At 56.0% G+C, this 17,017-nt stretch carries 27 protein-coding genes; 26 read left to right on the top strand and 1 reads right to left on the bottom strand.

Going from position 1 to position 17,017, the window contains the following annotated elements; translation table 11 throughout:
* Positions 1–13 precede the first annotated feature (13 nt).
* The 26 genes from rplB to bfr all read left to right on the top strand — a co-directional run bounded on the left by rplB (position 14) and on the right by bfr (position 14,071).
* The gene (rplB, locus tag E4T63_RS25130; protein WP_003228734.1) at positions 14–838 is read left to right on the top strand and encodes a 50S ribosomal protein L2; all 825 of its coding nucleotides are present in this window, start codon (positions 14–16) and stop codon (positions 836–838) included.
* 16 nt (positions 839–854) lie between these two features.
* The gene (rpsS, locus tag E4T63_RS25125) at positions 855–1,130 is read left to right on the top strand and encodes a 30S ribosomal protein S19 (RefSeq protein WP_003228731.1); all 276 of its coding nucleotides are present in this window, start codon (positions 855–857) and stop codon (positions 1,128–1,130) included.
* An 11-nt stretch (positions 1,131–1,141) separates the two neighbouring features.
* Complete coding sequence (rplV, locus tag E4T63_RS25120; protein ID WP_003103908.1) at positions 1,142–1,474, top strand: 50S ribosomal protein L22; 333 nt, start codon at positions 1,142–1,144, stop codon at positions 1,472–1,474.
* A gap of 13 nt (positions 1,475–1,487) precedes the next feature.
* Complete coding sequence (gene rpsC, locus E4T63_RS25115) at positions 1,488–2,174, top strand: 30S ribosomal protein S3 (protein ID WP_003176422.1); 687 nt, start codon at positions 1,488–1,490, stop codon at positions 2,172–2,174.
* A 12-nt stretch (positions 2,175–2,186) separates the two neighbouring features.
* Positions 2,187–2,600, top strand: a complete 414-nt coding sequence (rplP, locus tag E4T63_RS25110; protein WP_003228729.1) for a 50S ribosomal protein L16 — start codon at positions 2,187–2,189, stop codon at positions 2,598–2,600.
* Positions 2,600–2,791 carry a 50S ribosomal protein L29 gene (rpmC, locus tag E4T63_RS25105; protein WP_002555481.1) on the top strand — a complete coding sequence of 64 codons (192 nt, stop codon included), beginning with the start codon at positions 2,600–2,602 and terminating at the stop codon, positions 2,789–2,791. Before rplP ends, rpmC begins: the two co-directional genes overlap by 1 nt.
* A gap of 2 nt (positions 2,792–2,793) precedes the next feature.
* Complete coding sequence (gene rpsQ, locus E4T63_RS25100; RefSeq protein WP_003194644.1) at positions 2,794–3,060, top strand: 30S ribosomal protein S17; 267 nt, start codon at positions 2,794–2,796, stop codon at positions 3,058–3,060.
* 23 nt (positions 3,061–3,083) lie between these two features.
* Positions 3,084–3,452 (top strand): 50S ribosomal protein L14, encoded by a 369-nt coding sequence (gene rplN, locus E4T63_RS25095; protein WP_002555479.1) that lies wholly within the window; start codon positions 3,084–3,086, stop codon positions 3,450–3,452.
* A gap of 11 nt (positions 3,453–3,463) precedes the next feature.
* On the top strand, positions 3,464–3,778 hold the full coding sequence (gene rplX, locus E4T63_RS25090; protein WP_003186046.1) for a 50S ribosomal protein L24: 315 nt from the start codon (positions 3,464–3,466) through the stop codon (positions 3,776–3,778).
* A gap of 20 nt (positions 3,779–3,798) precedes the next feature.
* Entirely contained in the window at positions 3,799–4,338 is a 540-nt protein-coding gene (gene rplE, locus E4T63_RS25085) for a 50S ribosomal protein L5 (RefSeq protein WP_003210069.1), read from the top strand.
* 13 nt (positions 4,339–4,351) lie between these two features.
* Positions 4,352–4,657: a 30S ribosomal protein S14 gene (gene rpsN, locus E4T63_RS25080; RefSeq protein ID WP_003228726.1), complete on the top strand. Its 306-nt coding sequence runs from the start codon at positions 4,352–4,354 to the stop codon at positions 4,655–4,657.
* A gap of 209 nt (positions 4,658–4,866) precedes the next feature.
* Entirely contained in the window at positions 4,867–5,259 is a 393-nt protein-coding gene (gene rpsH / locus E4T63_RS25075; RefSeq protein ID WP_007966178.1) for a 30S ribosomal protein S8, read from the top strand.
* Positions 5,260–5,271: 12 nt separating this feature from the next.
* Positions 5,272–5,805 (top strand): 50S ribosomal protein L6, encoded by a 534-nt coding sequence (gene rplF, locus E4T63_RS25070; RefSeq protein WP_007966176.1) that lies wholly within the window; start codon positions 5,272–5,274, stop codon positions 5,803–5,805.
* Positions 5,806–5,815: 10 nt separating this feature from the next.
* The gene (gene rplR, locus E4T63_RS25065; RefSeq protein ID WP_003186037.1) at positions 5,816–6,166 is read left to right on the top strand and encodes a 50S ribosomal protein L18; all 351 of its coding nucleotides are present in this window, start codon (positions 5,816–5,818) and stop codon (positions 6,164–6,166) included.
* Positions 6,167–6,169: 3 nt separating this feature from the next.
* Positions 6,170–6,670, top strand: a complete 501-nt coding sequence (gene rpsE / locus E4T63_RS25060; RefSeq protein WP_003176409.1) for a 30S ribosomal protein S5 — start codon at positions 6,170–6,172, stop codon at positions 6,668–6,670.
* A gap of 2 nt (positions 6,671–6,672) precedes the next feature.
* Positions 6,673–6,849, top strand: coding sequence for a 50S ribosomal protein L30 (gene rpmD / locus E4T63_RS25055; RefSeq protein WP_003176408.1), 177 nt, complete (start codon positions 6,673–6,675; stop codon positions 6,847–6,849).
* A gap of 3 nt (positions 6,850–6,852) precedes the next feature.
* On the top strand, positions 6,853–7,290 hold the full coding sequence (rplO, locus tag E4T63_RS25050; RefSeq protein ID WP_003228720.1) for a 50S ribosomal protein L15: 438 nt from the start codon (positions 6,853–6,855) through the stop codon (positions 7,288–7,290).
* A complete protein-coding gene (gene secY, locus E4T63_RS25045; RefSeq protein ID WP_003228718.1) occupies positions 7,291–8,619 on the top strand; it encodes a preprotein translocase subunit SecY in 1,329 nt (442 codons plus the stop codon). It begins immediately after the preceding gene.
* Positions 8,620–8,646: 27 nt separating this feature from the next.
* On the top strand, positions 8,647–8,763 hold the full coding sequence (rpmJ, locus tag E4T63_RS25040) for a 50S ribosomal protein L36 (protein ID WP_002555468.1): 117 nt from the start codon (positions 8,647–8,649) through the stop codon (positions 8,761–8,763).
* A 130-nt stretch (positions 8,764–8,893) separates the two neighbouring features.
* On the top strand, positions 8,894–9,250 hold the full coding sequence (rpsM, locus tag E4T63_RS25035; protein ID WP_008374135.1) for a 30S ribosomal protein S13: 357 nt from the start codon (positions 8,894–8,896) through the stop codon (positions 9,248–9,250).
* Between the two features lie 30 nt (positions 9,251–9,280).
* On the top strand, positions 9,281–9,670 hold the full coding sequence (gene rpsK / locus E4T63_RS25030) for a 30S ribosomal protein S11 (RefSeq protein ID WP_002555466.1): 390 nt from the start codon (positions 9,281–9,283) through the stop codon (positions 9,668–9,670).
* An 18-nt stretch (positions 9,671–9,688) separates the two neighbouring features.
* Positions 9,689–10,309, top strand: coding sequence for a 30S ribosomal protein S4 (rpsD, locus tag E4T63_RS25025; protein WP_003176404.1), 621 nt, complete (start codon positions 9,689–9,691; stop codon positions 10,307–10,309).
* Between the two features lie 22 nt (positions 10,310–10,331).
* On the top strand, positions 10,332–11,333 hold the full coding sequence (locus E4T63_RS25020; protein WP_003186012.1) for a DNA-directed RNA polymerase subunit alpha: 1,002 nt from the start codon (positions 10,332–10,334) through the stop codon (positions 11,331–11,333).
* Positions 11,334–11,375: 42 nt separating this feature from the next.
* The gene (gene rplQ, locus E4T63_RS25015; RefSeq protein WP_003176402.1) at positions 11,376–11,762 is read left to right on the top strand and encodes a 50S ribosomal protein L17; all 387 of its coding nucleotides are present in this window, start codon (positions 11,376–11,378) and stop codon (positions 11,760–11,762) included.
* 239 nt (positions 11,763–12,001) lie between these two features.
* Positions 12,002–13,456, top strand: coding sequence for a catalase (locus E4T63_RS25010; protein ID WP_098965863.1), 1,455 nt, complete (start codon positions 12,002–12,004; stop codon positions 13,454–13,456).
* A 150-nt stretch (positions 13,457–13,606) separates the two neighbouring features.
* On the top strand, positions 13,607–14,071 hold the full coding sequence (gene bfr / locus E4T63_RS25005; RefSeq protein ID WP_003228714.1) for a bacterioferritin: 465 nt from the start codon (positions 13,607–13,609) through the stop codon (positions 14,069–14,071).
* 63 nt (positions 14,072–14,134) lie between these two features.
* On the opposite strand, the gene uvrA is transcribed toward bfr, so the two are convergent.
* Positions 14,135–16,969, bottom strand: a complete 2,835-nt coding sequence (uvrA, locus tag E4T63_RS25000; RefSeq protein ID WP_027614251.1) for an excinuclease ABC subunit UvrA — start codon at positions 16,967–16,969, stop codon at positions 14,135–14,137.
* Positions 16,970–17,017: the final 48 nt, after the last annotated feature.

Here is a 17,017-nt window from a genome sequence, read left to right as displayed (position 1 = left end):
GAAGGGGTGCATCATGGCAATCGTTAAATGCAAACCGACTTCCCCTGGCCGCCGTTTTGTGGTCAAGGTGGTCAACCAGGAGCTGCATAAAGGCGCTCCTCACGCACCGCTGCTCGAGAAAAAATCGAAGACTGGTGGTCGTAACAACAATGGCCGTATTACCACTCGTCACATCGGTGGTGGTCATAAGCAGCATTACCGTATGGTCGATTTCCGTCGCAACGACAAAGATGGCATCGTCGCCACTGTCGAGCGTATCGAATACGATCCAAACCGTACTGCTCACATCGCACTGCTCTGCTACGCAGACGGCGAGCGTCGCTACATCATCGCCCCTAAAGGCGTGAGTGCTGGCGACCAACTGATCGCAGGCGCTCTGGCTCCAATCAAGCCAGGCAACGCTCTGCAACTGCGCAACATTCCAGTCGGTTCTACCGTACACGGCATCGAACTGAAGCCAGGTAAAGGCGCGCAGATCGCTCGTTCCGCTGGTGCTTCGGCTCAGCTGATCGCTCGTGAAGGCGTGTACGTTACCCTGCGTCTGCGTTCCGGTGAAATGCGTAAAGTCCTGGCTGAATGCCGTGCGACCCTGGGCGAAGTCTCGAACTCCGAGCACAGCCTGCGTTCGCTGGGTAAAGCTGGTGCCAAACGCTGGCGTGGCGTTCGCCCAACCGTTCGTGGTGTTGCCATGAACCCGGTTGACCACCCACATGGTGGTGGTGAAGGTCGTACCTCTGGTGGTCGTCATCCGGTATCGCCATGGGGCTTCCCGACTAAGGGCGCGAAGACTCGTGGTAATAAGCGTACCGACAAAATGATCGTCCGTCGTCGCAAGTAAATAGAGGGATACGACAGTGCCACGTTCTCTGAAAAAAGGTCCTTTTATTGATCTTCACCTACTGAAGAAGATCGAAGTGGCGGCGGAAAAGAACGATCGCAAACCAATTAAGACTTGGTCGCGTCGTTCGATGATCCTGCCACAAATGGTCGGTCTGACCATCGCAGTACACAACGGCCGTCAGCACGTCCCAGTTCTCGTGAACGAAGACATGGTTGGCCATAAACTGGGCGAGTTCGCCGGTACCCGCACTTATCGTGGGCACGTGGCTGACAAGAAAGCCAAGCGTTAAGGGGTAAGGAAATGGAAGTAGCCGCTAAGTTGTCGGGCGCTCGAATCTCCGCCCAGAAAGCCCGCTTGGTCGCCGACCAGATCCGCGGGAAGAAGGTGGGCGAAGCGCTCAACCTGTTGGCTTTCAGCAGTAAGAAAGCCGCCGAGATCATGAAGAAAGTGCTGGAGTCGGCCGTAGCCAACGCCGAGCATAACGAAGGCGCAGACGTTGATGACCTGAAGGTCAGCACCGTTTTCGTCAACGAAGGGCGTTCGCTGAAGCGCATCATGCCACGTGCCAAAGGCCGTGCTGATCGCATCGTCAAGCGGTCTTGCCATATCACTGTCAAGGTTGCTGACAAGTAACGGAGTCGAAGAGATGGGTCAGAAAGTACATCCCATTGGCATTCGCCTGGGAATCGTCAAGGAGCACACCTCCGTCTGGTACGCAGACGGTCGGACTTATGCGGACTACTTGTTCGCAGATCTGAAAGTGCGTGAGTATCTCCAAGACAAACTAAAAAGCGCGTCCGTAAGCCGTATCGATATCCATCGTCCGGCCCAAACTGCACGCATCACCATCCACACCGCTCGTCCAGGTATCGTTATCGGGAAGAAAGGTGAAGATGTTGAGAAACTGCGTCAGGACCTGACCAAGCAAATGGGTGTGCCTGTGCACATCAATATCGAAGAGATCCGCAAGCCGGAGCTCGACGGTATGCTGGTTGCGCAGAGCGTAGCTCAGCAGCTGGAGCGTCGTGTAATGTTCCGTCGCGCTATGAAGCGCGCAGTACAGAACGCCATGCGCATTGGTGCCAAAGGCATCAAAATCCAAGTGAGCGGTCGTCTCGGCGGTGCTGAAATCGCACGTACTGAATGGTATCGCGAAGGTCGTGTGCCACTGCACACCCTGCGTGCCGACATCGACTATGCCAACTACGAAGCTCACACCACCTACGGTGTGATCGGTGTAAAGGTTTGGATCTTCAAAGGCGAAGTAATTGGTGGTCGCCAAGAAGAGCTGAAACCACAAGCACCAGCGCCTCGTAAAAAAGCTGCTAAGTAAGGGGTACGCCAAATGTTGCAACCAAAGCGTACGAAGTTCCGCAAGCAGATGACCGGCCACAACCGTGGTCTGGCACTGCGCGGTAGCAAAGTCAGCTTCGGCGAGTTCGCGCTGAAGTCTGTTGCTCGTGGTCGTCTCACCGCTCGTCAGATCGAGTCAGCGCGTCGTGCTCTGACCCGTCACGTAAAACGTGGTGGCAAGATCTGGATCCGTGTATTCCCGGACAAGCCGATCTCCAAGAAACCTCTCGAGGTTCGTATGGGTAAAGGTAAGGGTAACGTGGAGTACTGGGTTGCCCAGATTCAGCCAGGCAAAGTCCTGTATGAAATCGAGGGTGTTTCTGAAGAGCTGGCGCGTGAGGCTTTCGCCCTGGCTGCTGCAAAGCTGCCGCTCGCCACCTCCTTTGTTAAACGGACGGTGATGTGATGAAAGCGAATGAACTTCGTGAAAAATCCGCACAGCAGTTGAACGAGCAACTGCTCGGCTTGCTGCGCGACCAGTTCAATCTGCGTATGCAGAAAGCAACTGGCCAGTTGGGGCAGTCTCATCTGCTCTCGCAAGTTAAGCGTGACATCGCTCGCGTGAAGACTGTGCTCAACCAGCAGGCAGGTAAGTGATCATGGCTGAAGCCGAAAAAACTGTCCGTACGCTGACTGGCCGTGTTGTCAGCGACAAGATGGACAAAACCATCACCGTTCTGATCGAGCGTCGCGTTAAGCACCCGATCTACGGTAAATACGTTAAGCGTTCGACTAAGCTGCACGCGCACGACGAAACCAATCAGTGCCACATCGGCGACAAAGTCACTATTCGTGAAACTCGTCCGATGGCCAAGACCAAGTCTTGGGCGCTGGTTGATGTTCTCGAACGCGCTGTGGAAGTCTAAGGGCTAGGGGTCGGAGAAATTATATGATTCAGACTCAATCCATGCTCGATGTGGCCGATAACAGCGGCGCTCGCCGCGTTATGTGCATCAAGGTGCTGGGTGGCTCCCATCGTCGTTACGCTGGTATCGGTGACATCATCAAAGTTACCGTCAAGGAAGCAATTCCTCGCGGTAAAGTGAAAAAAGGCCAAGTGATGACTGCTGTTGTAGTCCGCACTCGTCACGGCGTACGTCGTGCTGATGGCTCCATTATCCGCTTTGATGGCAACGCTGCTGTTCTTCTGAACAACAAGCAAGAGCCGATCGGCACCCGTATCTTTGGGCCAGTGACCCGTGAACTTCGTACTGAGAAGTTCATGAAGATCGTCTCGCTCGCCCCAGAAGTGCTGTAAGGAGATCCGACATGCAAAAGATTCGTCGTGACGACGAGATCATCGTGATCGCCGGCAAAGACAAAGGTAAGCGCGGTAAGGTGCTGAAGGTTCTTGCTGACAACCGTCTGGTTGTTGGTGGTCTGAACCTGGTCAAGCGTCATACCAAGCCTAACCCGATGTCGGGCGTACAGGGCGGTATCGTCGAGAAAGAAGCGCCACTGCACGCTTCCAACGTCGCCATCTTCAACGGCGAAACCAACAAGGCTGACCGCGTTGGTTTCAAAGTAGAAGACGGTAAGAAAATTCGTGTCTTCAAGTCGACCCAAAAAGCGGTTGATGCTTGAACACTGCTAGGTAGAAGACCATGGCACGACTAAAAGAGATTTACCGGAAGGAAATCGCTCCGAAACTTAAGGAAGAACTTAAGCTTTCGAACGTGATGGAAGTTCCGCGCGTTACCAAAATCACCCTGAACATGGGTCTGGGCGAAGCGATCGGCGACAAAAAAGTCATCGAGCACGCTGTTGCTGACCTGGAAAAGATCACCGGCCAAAAAGTCGTTGTGACCTACGCTCGTAAATCCATCGCTGGCTTTAAAGTCCGTGAAGGATGGCCGATCGGCGTCAAAGTGACTCTGCGCCGTGAGCGTATGTACGAGTTCCTGGATCGTCTGCTGTCGATCTCCCTGCCTCGGGTTCGCGACTTCCGCGGCCTGAATGCCAAGTCCTTCGATGGTCGTGGCAACTACAGCATGGGCGTGAAAGAGCAGATCATTTTCCCGGAAATCGACTACGACAAGATCGATGCTCTCCGCGGTCTGGACATTACCCTGACCACCACTGCCAAGAACGATGATGAAGGCCGCGCTCTGCTGCGTGCTTTCAAATTCCCGTTCCGCAACTGATTGGAGTAGGAAAATGGCCAAGAAGAGCATGAAAAACCGTGAGCTGAAGCGTCAGCTCACTGTTGCCAAGTACGCCACCAAGCGTGCAGCGCTGAAAGCTATCATCGTTGATCTGAACGCAAGTCCAGAAGCGCGTTGGGAAGCTACCGTAGCTCTGCAGAAGCAACCACGTGACGCAAGCGCTTCGCGCATGCGTAACCGTTGCCGCCTGACTGGTCGTCCGCACGGCGTTTACCGCAAGTTCGGCCTGGGCCGTAACAAACTGCGTGAAGCGGCAATGCGTGGTGACGTTCCAGGTCTGGTTAAAGCCAGCTGGTAATCGCAGTCAAAGCCTTGATGGTCGGGTTCGCAAGAACCTGACCATCGGTGGCCTTGAATCTGAATCAAGCCCCTTTTGGGGCTTGATTCATTTCTGGGGTGTGTCTAGAATGACCGGCTCGCCTGAGCCCGTGTTTTTCATGCCCGGAGTTTCTCGGCGACATGTAGTAGCCGCAAGGCTAATTTTTCTGTATTAGGAGCGTCTAGCCCATGAGTATGCAGGACCCGTTAGCGGACATGCTAACTCGAATCCGTAATGCCCAGATGGCTGAAAAGTCTGTCGTAAGCATGCCGTCTTCCACGTTGAAGGTGGCTGTAGCAAAAGTCCTGAAGGACGAAGGTTACATCGCGGATTTTCAGATCACCACCGACGCTAAGCCGTCGCTGTCCATCTCGCTGAAATACTTCGAAGGCCGTCCGGTCATCGAGGAAGTGAAGCGCGTTAGTCGTCCAGGCCTGCGTCAGTACAAGTCCGTTGAAGATCTGCCGAAGGTTCGTGGCGGTCTTGGCGTGTCTATCGTCTCCACCAACAAAGGTGTGATGACGGATCGTGCTGCGCGCGCTGCCGGTGTCGGCGGCGAAGTTCTTTGCACTGTGTTCTAAGGGGGGATAAGCATGTCTCGCGTCGCTAAGAACCCCGTTAAGCTGCCAGCCGGTGTCGAAGTAAAATTCGCAGGCCAACAGCTTTCGGTGAAGGGTGCCAAGGGTACTCTTGAACTGAACATCCATTCGTCCGTTGAGATCGTTGAAGAAGCCGGTGAGCTGCGTTTCGCTGCTCGCAATGGCGATCAACAGACTCGCGCAATGGCCGGTACCACGCGTGCGTTGGTAAACAACATGGTCCAAGGCGTAAGCCAAGGCTTCGAGCGCAAGCTCCAGCTGGTCGGTGTTGGTTACAAAGCGCAAGCAAAAGGTCAGGTGCTGAACCTGGCTCTTGGCTTCTCGCACCCAGTGGATTACGAACTGCCGCAAGGCATCACCGCTGAGACTCCTAGCCAGACCGATATCCTGATCAAGGGCATCGATAAACAGCTGGTAGGTCAAGTGGCCGCTGAGATCCGCGACTTCCGTCCACCAGAGCCGTACAAAGGCAAAGGTGTGCGCTACGCGGACGAAGTCGTCCGTCGTAAAGAAGCCAAGAAGAAGTAGGGCATAGCAAATGACCGACAAAAAAGTTACTCGACTGCGTCGCGCTCGCAAAGCACGCCTGAAAATGCACGAACTCGAAGTCGTGCGTCTCTGCGTGTTCCGCTCGTCGCAGCACATCTACGCCCAGGTCATCTCGGCCGACGGCAACAAAGTCCTGGCAAGCGCCTCGACTTTGGATAAAGAACTGCGTGATGGCGCCACTGGCAACATCGACGCGGCCACAAAGGTTGGCCAGCTGGTCGCTACGCGTGCTAAGGCCGCTGGCGTCTCGCAAGTGGCTTTCGACCGCTCTGGCTTCAAGTACCATGGCCGCGTTAAAGCGCTGGCTGATGCTGCTCGTGAAGCTGGGCTGGAGTTCTAAGTTATGTCAAATAACGACCAAAAGCGCGACGAAGGCTACATTGAGAAGCTGGTTCAAGTTAACCGCGTAGCCAAAACCGTTAAAGGCGGCCGTATCTTCACTTTCACCGCGTTGACCGTGGTTGGTGATGGTAAAGGGCGTGTTGGCTTCGGCCGTGGCAAGTCGCGTGAAGTGCCTGCTGCGATCCAGAAGGCAATGGAAGCTGCTCGCCGCAACATGATTCAAGTTGACCTGAACGGCACTACCCTGCAGTACGCAATGAAGTCCGCTCACGGCGCTTCGAAGGTGTACATGCAGCCTGCTTCTGAAGGTACCGGTATCATCGCTGGCGGCGCTATGCGTGCTGTCCTCGAAGTTGCTGGCGTTCAGAACGTTCTGGCCAAGTGCTACGGCTCGACTAACCCGGTAAACGTGGTTCACGCCACTTTCAAAGGTCTGAAAGCCATGCAATCTCCTGAGTCCATCGCTGCCAAGCGTGGTCTGACTGTCAAGGAGATCTTCTGATCATGGCTACCGTTAAAGTTACGCTGATCAAAAGCATGACCGGCCGCATCCCTAACCACAAACTGTGCGTTAAGGGTCTGGGTCTGCGTCGCATCGGTCACACTGTAGAAGTCCAGGATACTCCCGAGAATCGCGGGATGATCAACAAGGCTTACTACATGCTGCGTGTCGAGGGTTAATCGATGAAACTCAATGATCTGAGTCCAGCGCCGGGTTCCCGTCGCGAAAAGCATCGTCCGGGCCGTGGTATCGGTAGCGGTTTGGGTAAGACTGGTGGCCGTGGCCACAAAGGTCAAACCTCCCGCTCCGGTGGCACTATTGCTCCAGGCTTTGAAGGCGGTCAACAGCCGCTGCATCGTCGCCTGCCGAAGTTCGGTTTCGTTTCCCTGAAAGCCATGGACCGCGCAGAAGTGCGTCTGTCCGAGCTGGCCAAAGTGGAAGGCGACATCGTCACCGTGCAGTCCCTGAAAGATGCCAACGTGATCAACGTCAACGTACAGCGTGTGAAAATCATGCTGTCCGGTGAAGTGACTCGCGCTGTCACTATCGGCAAGGGAATCGGCGCCACCAAAGGTGCGCGTGCGGCTATCGAAGCAGCTGGCGGCAAGTTCGAGGAATAAATGGCTAAGCAAGGTGCTCTCTCTGCGCTCGGCAAAGGCGGTATGTCTGAACTCTGGGCTCGTCTGCGTTTTCTGTTCCTGGCGATTATCGTCTACCGAATAGGCGCACACATCCCGGTTCCAGGTATCAACCCGGACCGACTCGCAGACCTGTTTCGACAGAATGAGGGGACCATTCTTAGCTTGTTCAACATGTTCTCCGGCGGCGCGCTGGAACGGATGAGCATCTTTGCACTGGGGATCATGCCGTACATTTCGGCATCGATCATCATGCAACTGATGACCGCCGTCAGCCCGCAGCTGGAGCAGTTGAAGAAGGAAGGTGAAGCTGGCCGTCGCAAGATCAGCCAGTACACCCGCTACGGCACCGTCGTCCTCGCTCTCGTTCAGGCTATTGGCATGTCCATTGGTCTGGCGGGGCAGGGCGTTGCGTTCACTGGTGACTTTGGCTTCCATTTCGTCGCGGTATCCACTTTTGTGGCTGGTGCGATGTTCATGATGTGGCTGGGTGAGCAGATTACTGAGCGTGGTGTAGGCAACGGTATCTCGATGTTGATTTTTTCGGGTATCGTCGCCGGTCTTCCGAGAGCAATCGGGCAGTCTTTCGAGTCTGCGCGTCAGGGTGATATCAATATCTTCGCCTTGGTTGCCATCGGTTTGCTGGCAGTAGCGATTATCGGTTTCGTGGTGTTCATTGAGCGTGGCCAGCGTCGTATCGCTGTTCACTACGCCAAGCGTCAGCAGGGCCGCAAGGTTTTTGCTGCGCAGACAAGCCACTTGCCGCTGAAGGTGAACATGGCCGGTGTTATTCCGGCTATTTTCGCGAGCAGCATTTTGCTGTTCCCGGCTTCGTTGGGTGCCTGGTTTGGTCAGTCTGAAGGTATGGGCTGGTTGCAGGACATCTCGCAGTCGATCGCTCCTGGTCAGCCGTTGAATATTCTGCTGTTTAGTGCAGGGATTATTTTCTTCTGCTTCTTCTATACGGCGTTGATGTTCAATCCGAAAGACGTAGCGGAAAACCTGAAGAAGTCCGGTGCCTTTATTCCGGGCATCCGTCCAGGTGAGCAGTCTGCACGCTATATTGATGGCGTTCTGACTCGCTTGACCATGTTCGGTGCTCTTTACATGACGGCCGTGTGCCTGTTGCCCCAATTCCTGGTGGTTGCAGCAAACGTTCCGTTCTACCTTGGCGGGACCTCGTTGCTGATCGTGGTCGTGGTTGTGATGGACTTCATGTCCCAAGTACAATCGCACCTCGTTTCGCACCAGTACGAATCCCTGATGAAGAAAGCCAACCTGAAGGGTTACGGCAGCGGCATGTTGCGCTGAGTACCCATAAGGTTCGAGGAGTTGGTGATGAAAGTTCGTGCATCGGTGAAAAAGCTGTGCCGTAACTGCAAGATTATTCGCCGCGAAGGTGTTGTTCGAGTAATTTGCAGCGCGGAACCGCGTCACAAACAGCGCCAAGGCTGAGTGTGATTGTGCTTCAAGCCCGGCAGCTAGTGCGCTGCCGGGTTGATTATTTGTTATTACAGCGATATTATCTCGCGCCCTATTTCTTGGCTTCCGGGGCGTAGGTAGCTGTCAATTGGAGTCCCACTGAATGGCCCGTATTGCAGGCGTTAACATTCCAGATAACAAGCATACTGTTATCTCGCTGACCTACATCTATGGTGTCGGTCGCACTACTGCGCAGAAAATCTGTGCAGACACTGGGGTAAACCCAGCAGCAAAGATCAAAGATCTGAGCGACGAGCAAATTGAACAGCTGCGTGGCGAAGTGGCGAAGTTCACCACTGAAGGTGACCTGCGTCGCGAAATCAACATGAAAATCAAGCGCTTGATGGACCTCGGTTGCTATCGCGGTCTGCGTCATCGTCGCGGTCTTCCAGTACGCGGTCAGCGTACCAAGACCAACGCGCGTACCCGTAAAGGTCCGCGTAAGCCGATCCGCAAGTAATCGCCCCAGCGAATCGACAGGAATTTAATCATGGCAAAACCTGCTGCTCGTCCTCGTAAAAAAGTTAAAAAGACAGTGGTTGATGGCATCGCCCACATCCATGCTTCTTTTAACAACACCATCGTGACCATTACCGACCGTCAAGGTAACGCTCTTTCCTGGGCTACCTCCGGTGGTTCGGGTTTCCGCGGTTCCCGCAAGTCCACCCCGTTCGCTGCTCAAGTAGCTGCTGAGCGTGCTGGTCAAGCTGCGCTGGAATACGGCCTGAAAAACCTCGACGTTAACGTCAAGGGTCCAGGTCCAGGTCGTGAATCCGCAGTCCGCGCTTTGAACGGCTGTGGCTACAAGATCGCCAGCATCACCGACGTGACGCCAATCCCGCACAACGGGTGCCGTCCGCCGAAGAAGCGCCGCGTGTAATCCAGGAGATTGTAAAGAATGGCTCGTTACATTGGTCCAAAATGCAAACTCGCTCGTCGCGAAGGCACCGATCTCTTCCTGAAGAGCGGCGTGCGCGCGATCGAATCGAAGTGCAACATTGAAGCAGCACCTGGTATCCACGGCCAACGCCGCGGTCGCCAGTCCGACTACGGCACCCAACTGCGTGAAAAGCAGAAGGTCCGTCGTATCTACGGCGTTCTCGAGCGTCAGTTCAGCGGCTACTACAAAGAAGCTGCTGGCAAGAAAGGTGCAACCGGTGAAAACCTGCTGCAACTGCTCGAATGCCGTCTGGACAACGTTGTATACCGTATGGGCTTTGGTTCGACTCGTGCCGAATCCCGTCAGCTGGTATCGCACAAGTCGATCAGCGTTAACGGTCAGACCGTAAACGTTCCGTCGTATCAGGTTCGTGCTGGTGACGTGGTCGCAGTTCGCGAGAAAGCAAAAAACCAACTTCGCATTGTCCAAGCTCTCGATCTGTGTGCCCAACGTGGCCGCGTAGAATGGGTAGAAGTAGACACTGAGAAGAAGTCGGGCGTTTTCAAGAACGTTCCTGCTCGCAGTGATCTGTCCGCCGACATCAACGAAAGCCTGATTGTCGAGCTCTACTCCAAGTAAGGGCTAGAAAATAGGTGCATCCATGCAGATTTCGGTAAATGAGTTCCTGACACCCCGCCACATTGATGTGCAGGTTGTCAGTCCAACCCGCGCCAAGATCACTCTCGAGCCTCTCGAGCGTGGTTTTGGCCACACCCTGGGCAACGCGCTGCGCCGCATCCTGTTGTCCTCAATGCCCGGCTGCGCAGTAGTCGAGGCCGAGATTGACGGTGTGCTCCACGAGTACAGCGCCATCGAAGGTGTACAGGAAGACGTAATTGAAATCCTGTTGAACCTTAAAGGTCTGGCCATCAAGCTGCACGGTCGTGACGAAGTTACGCTGACCTTGTCGAAGAAGGGTTCGGGGGTGGTTACCGCTGCCGATATTCAGCTGGATCATGATGTCGAGATCGTTAACCCCGATCACGTAATCGCTAACCTGGCGTCTAACGGCGCCCTGAACATGAAGCTCACCGTAGCTCGTGGTCGTGGTTATGAACCAGCCGACTCGCGTCAGAGCGATGAAGACGAAAGCCGCAGCATTGGTCGCTTGCAGCTCGACTCTTCGTTCAGCCCGGTTCGCCGTATCGCATACGTGGTGGAAAACGCCCGTGTCGAGCAGCGTACCAACCTGGACAAGCTGGTTATTGATCTGGAAACCAACGGTACTCTGGATCCTGAAGAGGCTATCCGCCGCGCTGCAACCATCCTGCAACAGCAGTTGGCTGCGTTCGTCGACCTCAAAGGTGACAGTGAGCCAGTGGTTGTCGAGCAGGAAGACGAGATCGATCCGATCCTGCTTCGCCCGGTTGACGATCTGGAACTGACTGTACGTTCGGCTAACTGCCTTAAGGCGGAAAACATCTACTACATCGGCGACCTGATTCAGCGTACCGAAGTAGAGCTGTTGAAGACTCCGAACCTGGGCAAGAAATCCTTGACTGAAATCAAGGACGTTCTGGCCTCCCGCGGTCTGTCCCTCGGCATGCGCCTCGACAACTGGCCGCCTGCAAGTCTTAAGAAGGACGACAAGGCGACTGCCTGATCGTCGTAATCACCGAACGTAGTGTTTGGTAAGGAATGAACCATGCGTCATCGTAAAAGTGGGCGTCACCTGAGCCGCACCAGCTCGCACCGCAAGGCCATGTTCCAGAACATGGCGGTGTCGTTGTTCGAGCACGAGCTGATCAAGACTACTCTGCCAAAAGCCAAAGAACTGCGCCGCGTTGCCGAGCCGCTGATCACTCTGGCCAAGACAGACAGCCTGGCTAACCGCCGTCTGGCTTTCGACCGTACTCGTTCGAAAGCTATCGTTGGTAAGCTCTTCAACGACCTGGGCAAGCGTTACGCTACCCGTGAGGGTGGCTACCTGCGCATCCTCAAGTGCGGCTTCCGCGCTGGCGACAACGCGCCTATGGCGTACGTCGAGTTGGTTGATCGTGCTACTGCTGGCGAAGCTGTATCCGCCGAGTAAGACGTCAGTCTGAAACGAAAAACCGGGCCTAGTGCCCGGTTTTTTGTGCCCGCAAGAAATGCGCTGTTCGTACAAGCTTCTGACATTGTTGTGTTGCCACTATGTGCAGGGAAACATAATTAGTAATTATCTATCGATGACTGCAAGTTAATGAATTTGTAGGTGTCTCATCGATGATCAATACTTCCCAGCAAGCCGATTAGCCGGCAGTTTCAAGACTGACAGAGGAAGAAGACCGTATGAGCCAGATCAAAACGCTTACGACCGCCAGTGGCGCACCTGTCGCCGATAACCAGAATTCTCGCTCCGCCGGCCCCCGTGGCCCGCTGCTGCTCGACGATTTTCATCTGATCGAGAAGCTTGCCCATTTCAACCGTGAAAACATTCCTGAGCGCCGCGTGCACGCCAAGGGCTCGGGTGCTTACGGTACGTTCACCGTGACCCGTGATATCACCGAATACACCAGCGCCAAACTGTTTGAGGCCGTGGGCAAGCAAACGCCAACGTTCTTGCGCTTCTCCACTGTAGGCGGCGAACGTGGCTCGGCTGACACTGAACGTGATCCACGTGGGTTCGCCCTCAAGTTCTACACCGAAGAGGGCAACTGGGACATCGTTGGCAACAACACCCCTGTTTTCTTCATTCGTGATCCACTGAAGTTTCCCGACTTTATCCACACGCAGAAACGTCTGCCGCAGAGCAACCTGAAAAGCGCCCAGATGATGTGGGACTTCTGGTCGCATTCGCCGGAAGCACTGCATCAAGTGACCATTCTGTTCTCGGATCGTGGCATTCCCGACGGCTATCGCCATATGCACGGCTTCGGCAGCCACACCTACAGCCTGATCAATGCCAAAGGTGAGCGTCACTGGGTGAAGTGGCACTACAAAACCAAGCAGGGCGTCAAGAACCTGGCACCAGCCGATGCTGCGCGCCTGGCGGGTACCGATCCGGATTACGCTCAGCGTGATCTGTTCGAAGCCATCGAGCGTGGCGATTTCCCGAAATGGCGCGTATGCATTCAGATCATGACCGAGGCTCAGGCTGCAGCGCACTACGAGAACCCGTTCGACGTGACCAAGACCTGGTCGCAAAAGGAGTTTCCGCTGATCGAAGTCGGCGAACTGGAGCTGAACCGCAACCCGCTGAACTACTTTGCCGAGGTCGAGCAAGCCGCATTCGGTCCGAGCAACATGGTGCCAGGTGTCGGTCTGTCGCCGGATCGCATGCTGCAAGGCCGCGTGTTCGCCTACGCCGATGCACATCGCTATCGGGTGGGCACAAACCACCAACAATTACCGGTGAATGCGCCGCGCAGCCCGGTGAATACGTACCAGCGCGACGGCTCGATGGCCTTCGGCAGCAATGGTGGTGCAGCACCTAACTACGAACCGAACAGCTACATTGAATCACCGAAGCAAGCTCCGCACTACGCCGAGCCTGCACTGGCATTGAGCGGTGCTGCTGACCGTTACGATCATCGCGAAGACACCGATTACTACAGCCACGCCGGTGCGCTGTTCCGTCTGATGAGCGACGAGCAGAAAGCCTTGCTGGTCAGCAATATCGCAGGCGCCATGAGCGGTGTTTCACCTGATGTGGTTGATCGTCAGTTGCAGCATTTCTATAAGGCCGATCCGGCGTATGGAGAAGCAATCGCAAAGCTGCTCGACGTACAGCTTAACGAAGTCTAAACGAGAAGCAGAACCGCCCTCATTGGGGCGGTTTTTGCGTTATTTAGGCTGGTTTTCTCAGAATATCTTCGCTTTTATTGCGCGAAACGGGGTGACCTTCCGGTCAGCTTGGTTCAAACTACAGACTTTCAAGCAGGGAGATGTAGGGCGATGCAAGGCCACCCAGACGTAATCGATTACCTCAACACGTTGCTGACCGGCGAACTGGCCGCGCGTGACCAATATTTTGTTCACTCGCGGATGTATGAGGACTGGGGTTTCACCAAGCTCTACGAACGAATCAACCACGAGATGGAAGAAGAGGCCGGTCACGCCGACGCACTGATGCGCCGGATCCTGATGCTCGAAGGCACACCGCGCATGCGCCCGGACGATCTCGACGTCGGCACCACCGTCCCGGAGATGCTCGAAGCAGATCTGCGTCTCGAGTACAAAGTCCGCGCCGCTCTGTGCAAAGGCATTGAGTTGTGCGAGCAGCACAAGGATTATGTCAGTCGCGAAATCCTGCGTGTTCAGCTCAACGACACTGAAGAAGATCACACCTACTGGCTGGAAAAGCAGTTGGGCCTGATCAAGCTCATCGGTCTCGAGAATTACCTGCAATCTCACACCTGATTGCCAGATACAAAAAAGCCCCTGTCACGGTTGAAGTGACAGGGGCTTTTTCATGCCCGGAGATCAAGCCCGATCGCGAATCAGCAATGGCTTGAGGTAATGACCAGTGTGAGATTGCTTCATCTCGGCCACTTCCTCCGGCGTACCGGTGGCGATGATCTGACCACCCTTGGAGCCGCCCTCCGGCCCCAGATCCACCAGCCAGTCGGCGGTCTTGATCACGTCAAGGTTGTGCTCGATCACCACCACGGTATTGCCGTGGTCGCGCAAGCGATGCAGCACGTCGAGCAATTGCTGGATATCCGCAAAGTGCAGGCCGGTGGTCGGCTCATCGAGGATATACAGAGTTTTGCCGGTGTCGCGCTTGGACAGCTCGCGTGACAGCTTGACCCGCTGCGCTTCACCACCGGACAGCGTGGTTGCCGACTGCCCGAGCTTGATGTACGACAGGCCCACATCCATCAACGTCTGCAGCTTGCGCGCCAGCGCCGGTACCGCGTCGAAGAACTCCCGGGCTTCCTCGATGGTCATCTCGAGGGTTTCGTGGATGCTCTTGCCCTTGTATTTGATCTCAAGGGTTTCGCGGTTGTAGCGCTTGCTCTTGCACACATCGCACGGCACGTAAATGTCCGGCAGGAAGTGCATTTCCACTTTGATCAGGCCGTCGCCCTGGCACGCCTCGCAGCGACCGCCCTTGACGTTGAACGAGAAGCGCCCCGGGCCGTAACCTCGGGAGCGTGACTCGGGCACGCCGGCGAACAGTTCGCGGATCGGCGTGAACAGCCCGGTGTAGGTCGCCGGGTTGGAACGCGGCGTGCGGCCGATCGGGCTTTGGTCGATATCGACGACTTTGTCGAGATGTTCCAGGCCCTTGATGCTGTCATGTGCGGCCGCTTCCAGCGTGGTCGCACCATTGAGTGCAGTAGCGCTCAATGGGAACAGCGTGTTGTTGATCAGCGTCGACTTGCCGGAGCCGGAAACGCCGGTCACGCAGGTCAGCAGACCGATCGGGATTTCCAGATCGACGTTGCGCAGGTTGTTGCCGCGCGCGCCCTTGAGCGACAGCGTCAGCTTCTTGTTACGCGGCGTGCGTTTGGCCGGCACTTCGATCTTCACCCGCCCCGACAGGTATTTACCGGTCAGGGAATCCGGGTGCGCCATGACTTCGGCCGGCGTGCCTTCAGCCACGATCTGCCCGCCGTGCACCCCGGCGCCCGGCCCGATATCCACCACATAGTCGGCCAGACGAATCGCGTCTTCGTCGTGCTCGACCACGATCACCGTGTTGCCGATGTCGCGCAGGTGCTTGAGGGTGCCGAGCAACCGGTCGTTATCGCGCTGATGCAGGCCGATGGACGGCTCGTCGAGGATGTACAGCACCCCGACCAGACCTGCGCCGATCTGGCTGGCCAGACGAATGCGCTGCGCCTCGCCGCCGGACAGGGTGTCGGCGCTGCGATCCAGCGACAGATAGTCGAGGCCGACATTGACCAGAAATTGCAGGCGCTCGCGGATCTCCTTGAGGATCTTGTCGGCGATCTCGCCACGCCGACCTGTCATCTTCAACTCGCCGAAGTATTCGCAGGCATCGCCAATCGGCAGGTTGGTCACTGCCGGCAGGGTTTTCTCGCCAACCCACACGTGCCGCGCTTCACGGCGCAGACGAGTGCCGCGGCAATCCGGGCAAGCCTGGGTGCTGAGAAACTTGGCCAGCTCTTCGCGCACGCTGGCCGATTCGGTTTCGCGGTAGCGACGCTCAAGGTTCGGCACGATACCTTCGAACGGGTGCGAACGTTTGACGATGTCGCCGCGGTCATTGAGGTACTTGAAGTCGACATTCTGCGAGCCGCTGCCGTGCAGGATCTGTTTCTGCTGTTCGGCGGTCAGCTCGTTGAACGGCTTCTCAAGACTGAACTTGTAGTGCGAGGCCAGTGAGCCGAGCATCTGGAAGTAATAGACGTTGCGCCGGTCCCAGCCGCGAATCGCGCCCTCGGCAAGAGTCAGTTCACCATTGACCAGACGCTTGATGTCGAAGAACTGCTTCACACCCAGACCATCACAAGTCGGGCAGGCACCGGCCGGGTTGTTGAAGGAGAACAGCTTCGGCTCAAGCTCGCTGATGGCATGGCCGCAGATCGGGCAGGCAAAGCGCGCGGAGAAGATCATCTCTTCACCTGGCTCATCGTCCATCGGCGCGACCAAGGCAATGCCGTCCGCCAGCTTCAGTGCGGTTTCGAACGATTCGGCCAGACGCTGCTGCAGGTCGGCGCGGACCTTGAAACGGTCGACGATCACATCGATCGAGTGCTTCTTCTGTTTATCCAGTTTCGGCAGTTCATCGAGTTCGCAAATGCGGCCGTTGACCCGGGCGCGGACGAAGCCTTGGGCACGCAGCTCTTCAAAAACCGAAAGGTGTTCACCTTTGCGTTCGCGAATAACCGGCGCCAGCAACATCAGCTTGCTGCCTTCCGGTTGTGCCAGCACCAGATCGACCATCTGGCTGACGGTCTGCGCCTCCAGTGGAATATCGTGATCCGGGCAGCGCGGCGTACCGACGCGTGCATACAGCAGACGGAGGTAGTCGTAGATTTCGGTGATGGTGCCGACCGTGGAACGCGGGTTGTGCGAGGTCGACTTCTGTTCGATGGAGATCGCCGGCGACAAACCTTCAATGGTGTCGACGTCGGGTTTTTCCATCATCGACAGGAACTGTCGGGCGTAGGCCGACAGGGATTCGACATAGCGGCGCTGACCTTCGGCGTACAGCGTGTCGAAGGCCAGGGACGACTTGCCGGATCCGGACAGGCCGGTGATGACGATCAGTTTGTCCCGTGGCAGGGTCAGGTCGATGTTCTTCAGGTTGTGGGTACGGGCCCCACGTATCAGGATCTTGTCCAAAGTGGCCTCGCTCGGCGGGCGTCGAAAACGTAGGAGTATACGGGCAAA

The sequence above is a fragment of the Pseudomonas fluorescens genome (assembly GCF_004683905.1).
GTDB classification, from domain to species: domain Bacteria; phylum Pseudomonadota; class Gammaproteobacteria; order Pseudomonadales; family Pseudomonadaceae; genus Aquipseudomonas; species Aquipseudomonas putida_A.
This window is presented reverse-complemented; position numbering and strand designations above follow the sequence as displayed.

What these genes read in the sequence shown, in the direction of transcription:
- secY (WP_003228718.1), top strand. Translation starts at nt 7,291, where the DNA reads ATGGCTAAGCAAGGTGCTCTCTCTGCGCTCGGCAAAGGCGGTATGTCT.
- rplB (WP_003228734.1), top strand. Translation starts at nt 14, where the DNA reads ATGGCAATCGTTAAATGCAAACCGACTTCCCCTGGCCGCCGTTTTGTG.
- rpsN (WP_003228726.1), top strand. Translation starts at nt 4,352, where the DNA reads ATGGCCAAGAAGAGCATGAAAAACCGTGAGCTGAAGCGTCAGCTCACT.
- rpsD (WP_003176404.1), top strand. Translation starts at nt 9,689, where the DNA reads ATGGCTCGTTACATTGGTCCAAAATGCAAACTCGCTCGTCGCGAAGGC.
- rpsE (WP_003176409.1), top strand. Translation starts at nt 6,170, where the DNA reads ATGTCAAATAACGACCAAAAGCGCGACGAAGGCTACATTGAGAAGCTG.
- rplQ (WP_003176402.1), top strand. Translation starts at nt 11,376, where the DNA reads ATGCGTCATCGTAAAAGTGGGCGTCACCTGAGCCGCACCAGCTCGCAC.
- rplV (WP_003103908.1), top strand. Translation starts at nt 1,142, where the DNA reads ATGGAAGTAGCCGCTAAGTTGTCGGGCGCTCGAATCTCCGCCCAGAAA.
- rplX (WP_003186046.1), top strand. Translation starts at nt 3,464, where the DNA reads ATGCAAAAGATTCGTCGTGACGACGAGATCATCGTGATCGCCGGCAAA.
- rpmJ (WP_002555468.1), top strand. Translation starts at nt 8,647, where the DNA reads ATGAAAGTTCGTGCATCGGTGAAAAAGCTGTGCCGTAACTGCAAGATT.
- rplN (WP_002555479.1), top strand. Translation starts at nt 3,084, where the DNA reads ATGATTCAGACTCAATCCATGCTCGATGTGGCCGATAACAGCGGCGCT.
- rpmC (WP_002555481.1), top strand. Translation starts at nt 2,600, where the DNA reads ATGAAAGCGAATGAACTTCGTGAAAAATCCGCACAGCAGTTGAACGAG.
- rpsC (WP_003176422.1), top strand. Translation starts at nt 1,488, where the DNA reads ATGGGTCAGAAAGTACATCCCATTGGCATTCGCCTGGGAATCGTCAAG.
- rpsM (WP_008374135.1), top strand. Translation starts at nt 8,894, where the DNA reads ATGGCCCGTATTGCAGGCGTTAACATTCCAGATAACAAGCATACTGTT.
- E4T63_RS25020 (WP_003186012.1), top strand. Translation starts at nt 10,332, where the DNA reads ATGCAGATTTCGGTAAATGAGTTCCTGACACCCCGCCACATTGATGTG.
- rpsQ (WP_003194644.1), top strand. Translation starts at nt 2,794, where the DNA reads ATGGCTGAAGCCGAAAAAACTGTCCGTACGCTGACTGGCCGTGTTGTC.
- rplR (WP_003186037.1), top strand. Translation starts at nt 5,816, where the DNA reads ATGACCGACAAAAAAGTTACTCGACTGCGTCGCGCTCGCAAAGCACGC.
- rplP (WP_003228729.1), top strand. Translation starts at nt 2,187, where the DNA reads ATGTTGCAACCAAAGCGTACGAAGTTCCGCAAGCAGATGACCGGCCAC.
- rpsK (WP_002555466.1), top strand. Translation starts at nt 9,281, where the DNA reads ATGGCAAAACCTGCTGCTCGTCCTCGTAAAAAAGTTAAAAAGACAGTG.
- rpsH (WP_007966178.1), top strand. Translation starts at nt 4,867, where the DNA reads ATGAGTATGCAGGACCCGTTAGCGGACATGCTAACTCGAATCCGTAAT.
- rpmD (WP_003176408.1), top strand. Translation starts at nt 6,673, where the DNA reads ATGGCTACCGTTAAAGTTACGCTGATCAAAAGCATGACCGGCCGCATC.
- rplO (WP_003228720.1), top strand. Translation starts at nt 6,853, where the DNA reads ATGAAACTCAATGATCTGAGTCCAGCGCCGGGTTCCCGTCGCGAAAAG.
- rplE (WP_003210069.1), top strand. Translation starts at nt 3,799, where the DNA reads ATGGCACGACTAAAAGAGATTTACCGGAAGGAAATCGCTCCGAAACTT.
- bfr (WP_003228714.1), top strand. Translation starts at nt 13,607, where the DNA reads ATGCAAGGCCACCCAGACGTAATCGATTACCTCAACACGTTGCTGACC.
- E4T63_RS25010 (WP_098965863.1), top strand. Translation starts at nt 12,002, where the DNA reads ATGAGCCAGATCAAAACGCTTACGACCGCCAGTGGCGCACCTGTCGCC.
- rplF (WP_007966176.1), top strand. Translation starts at nt 5,272, where the DNA reads ATGTCTCGCGTCGCTAAGAACCCCGTTAAGCTGCCAGCCGGTGTCGAA.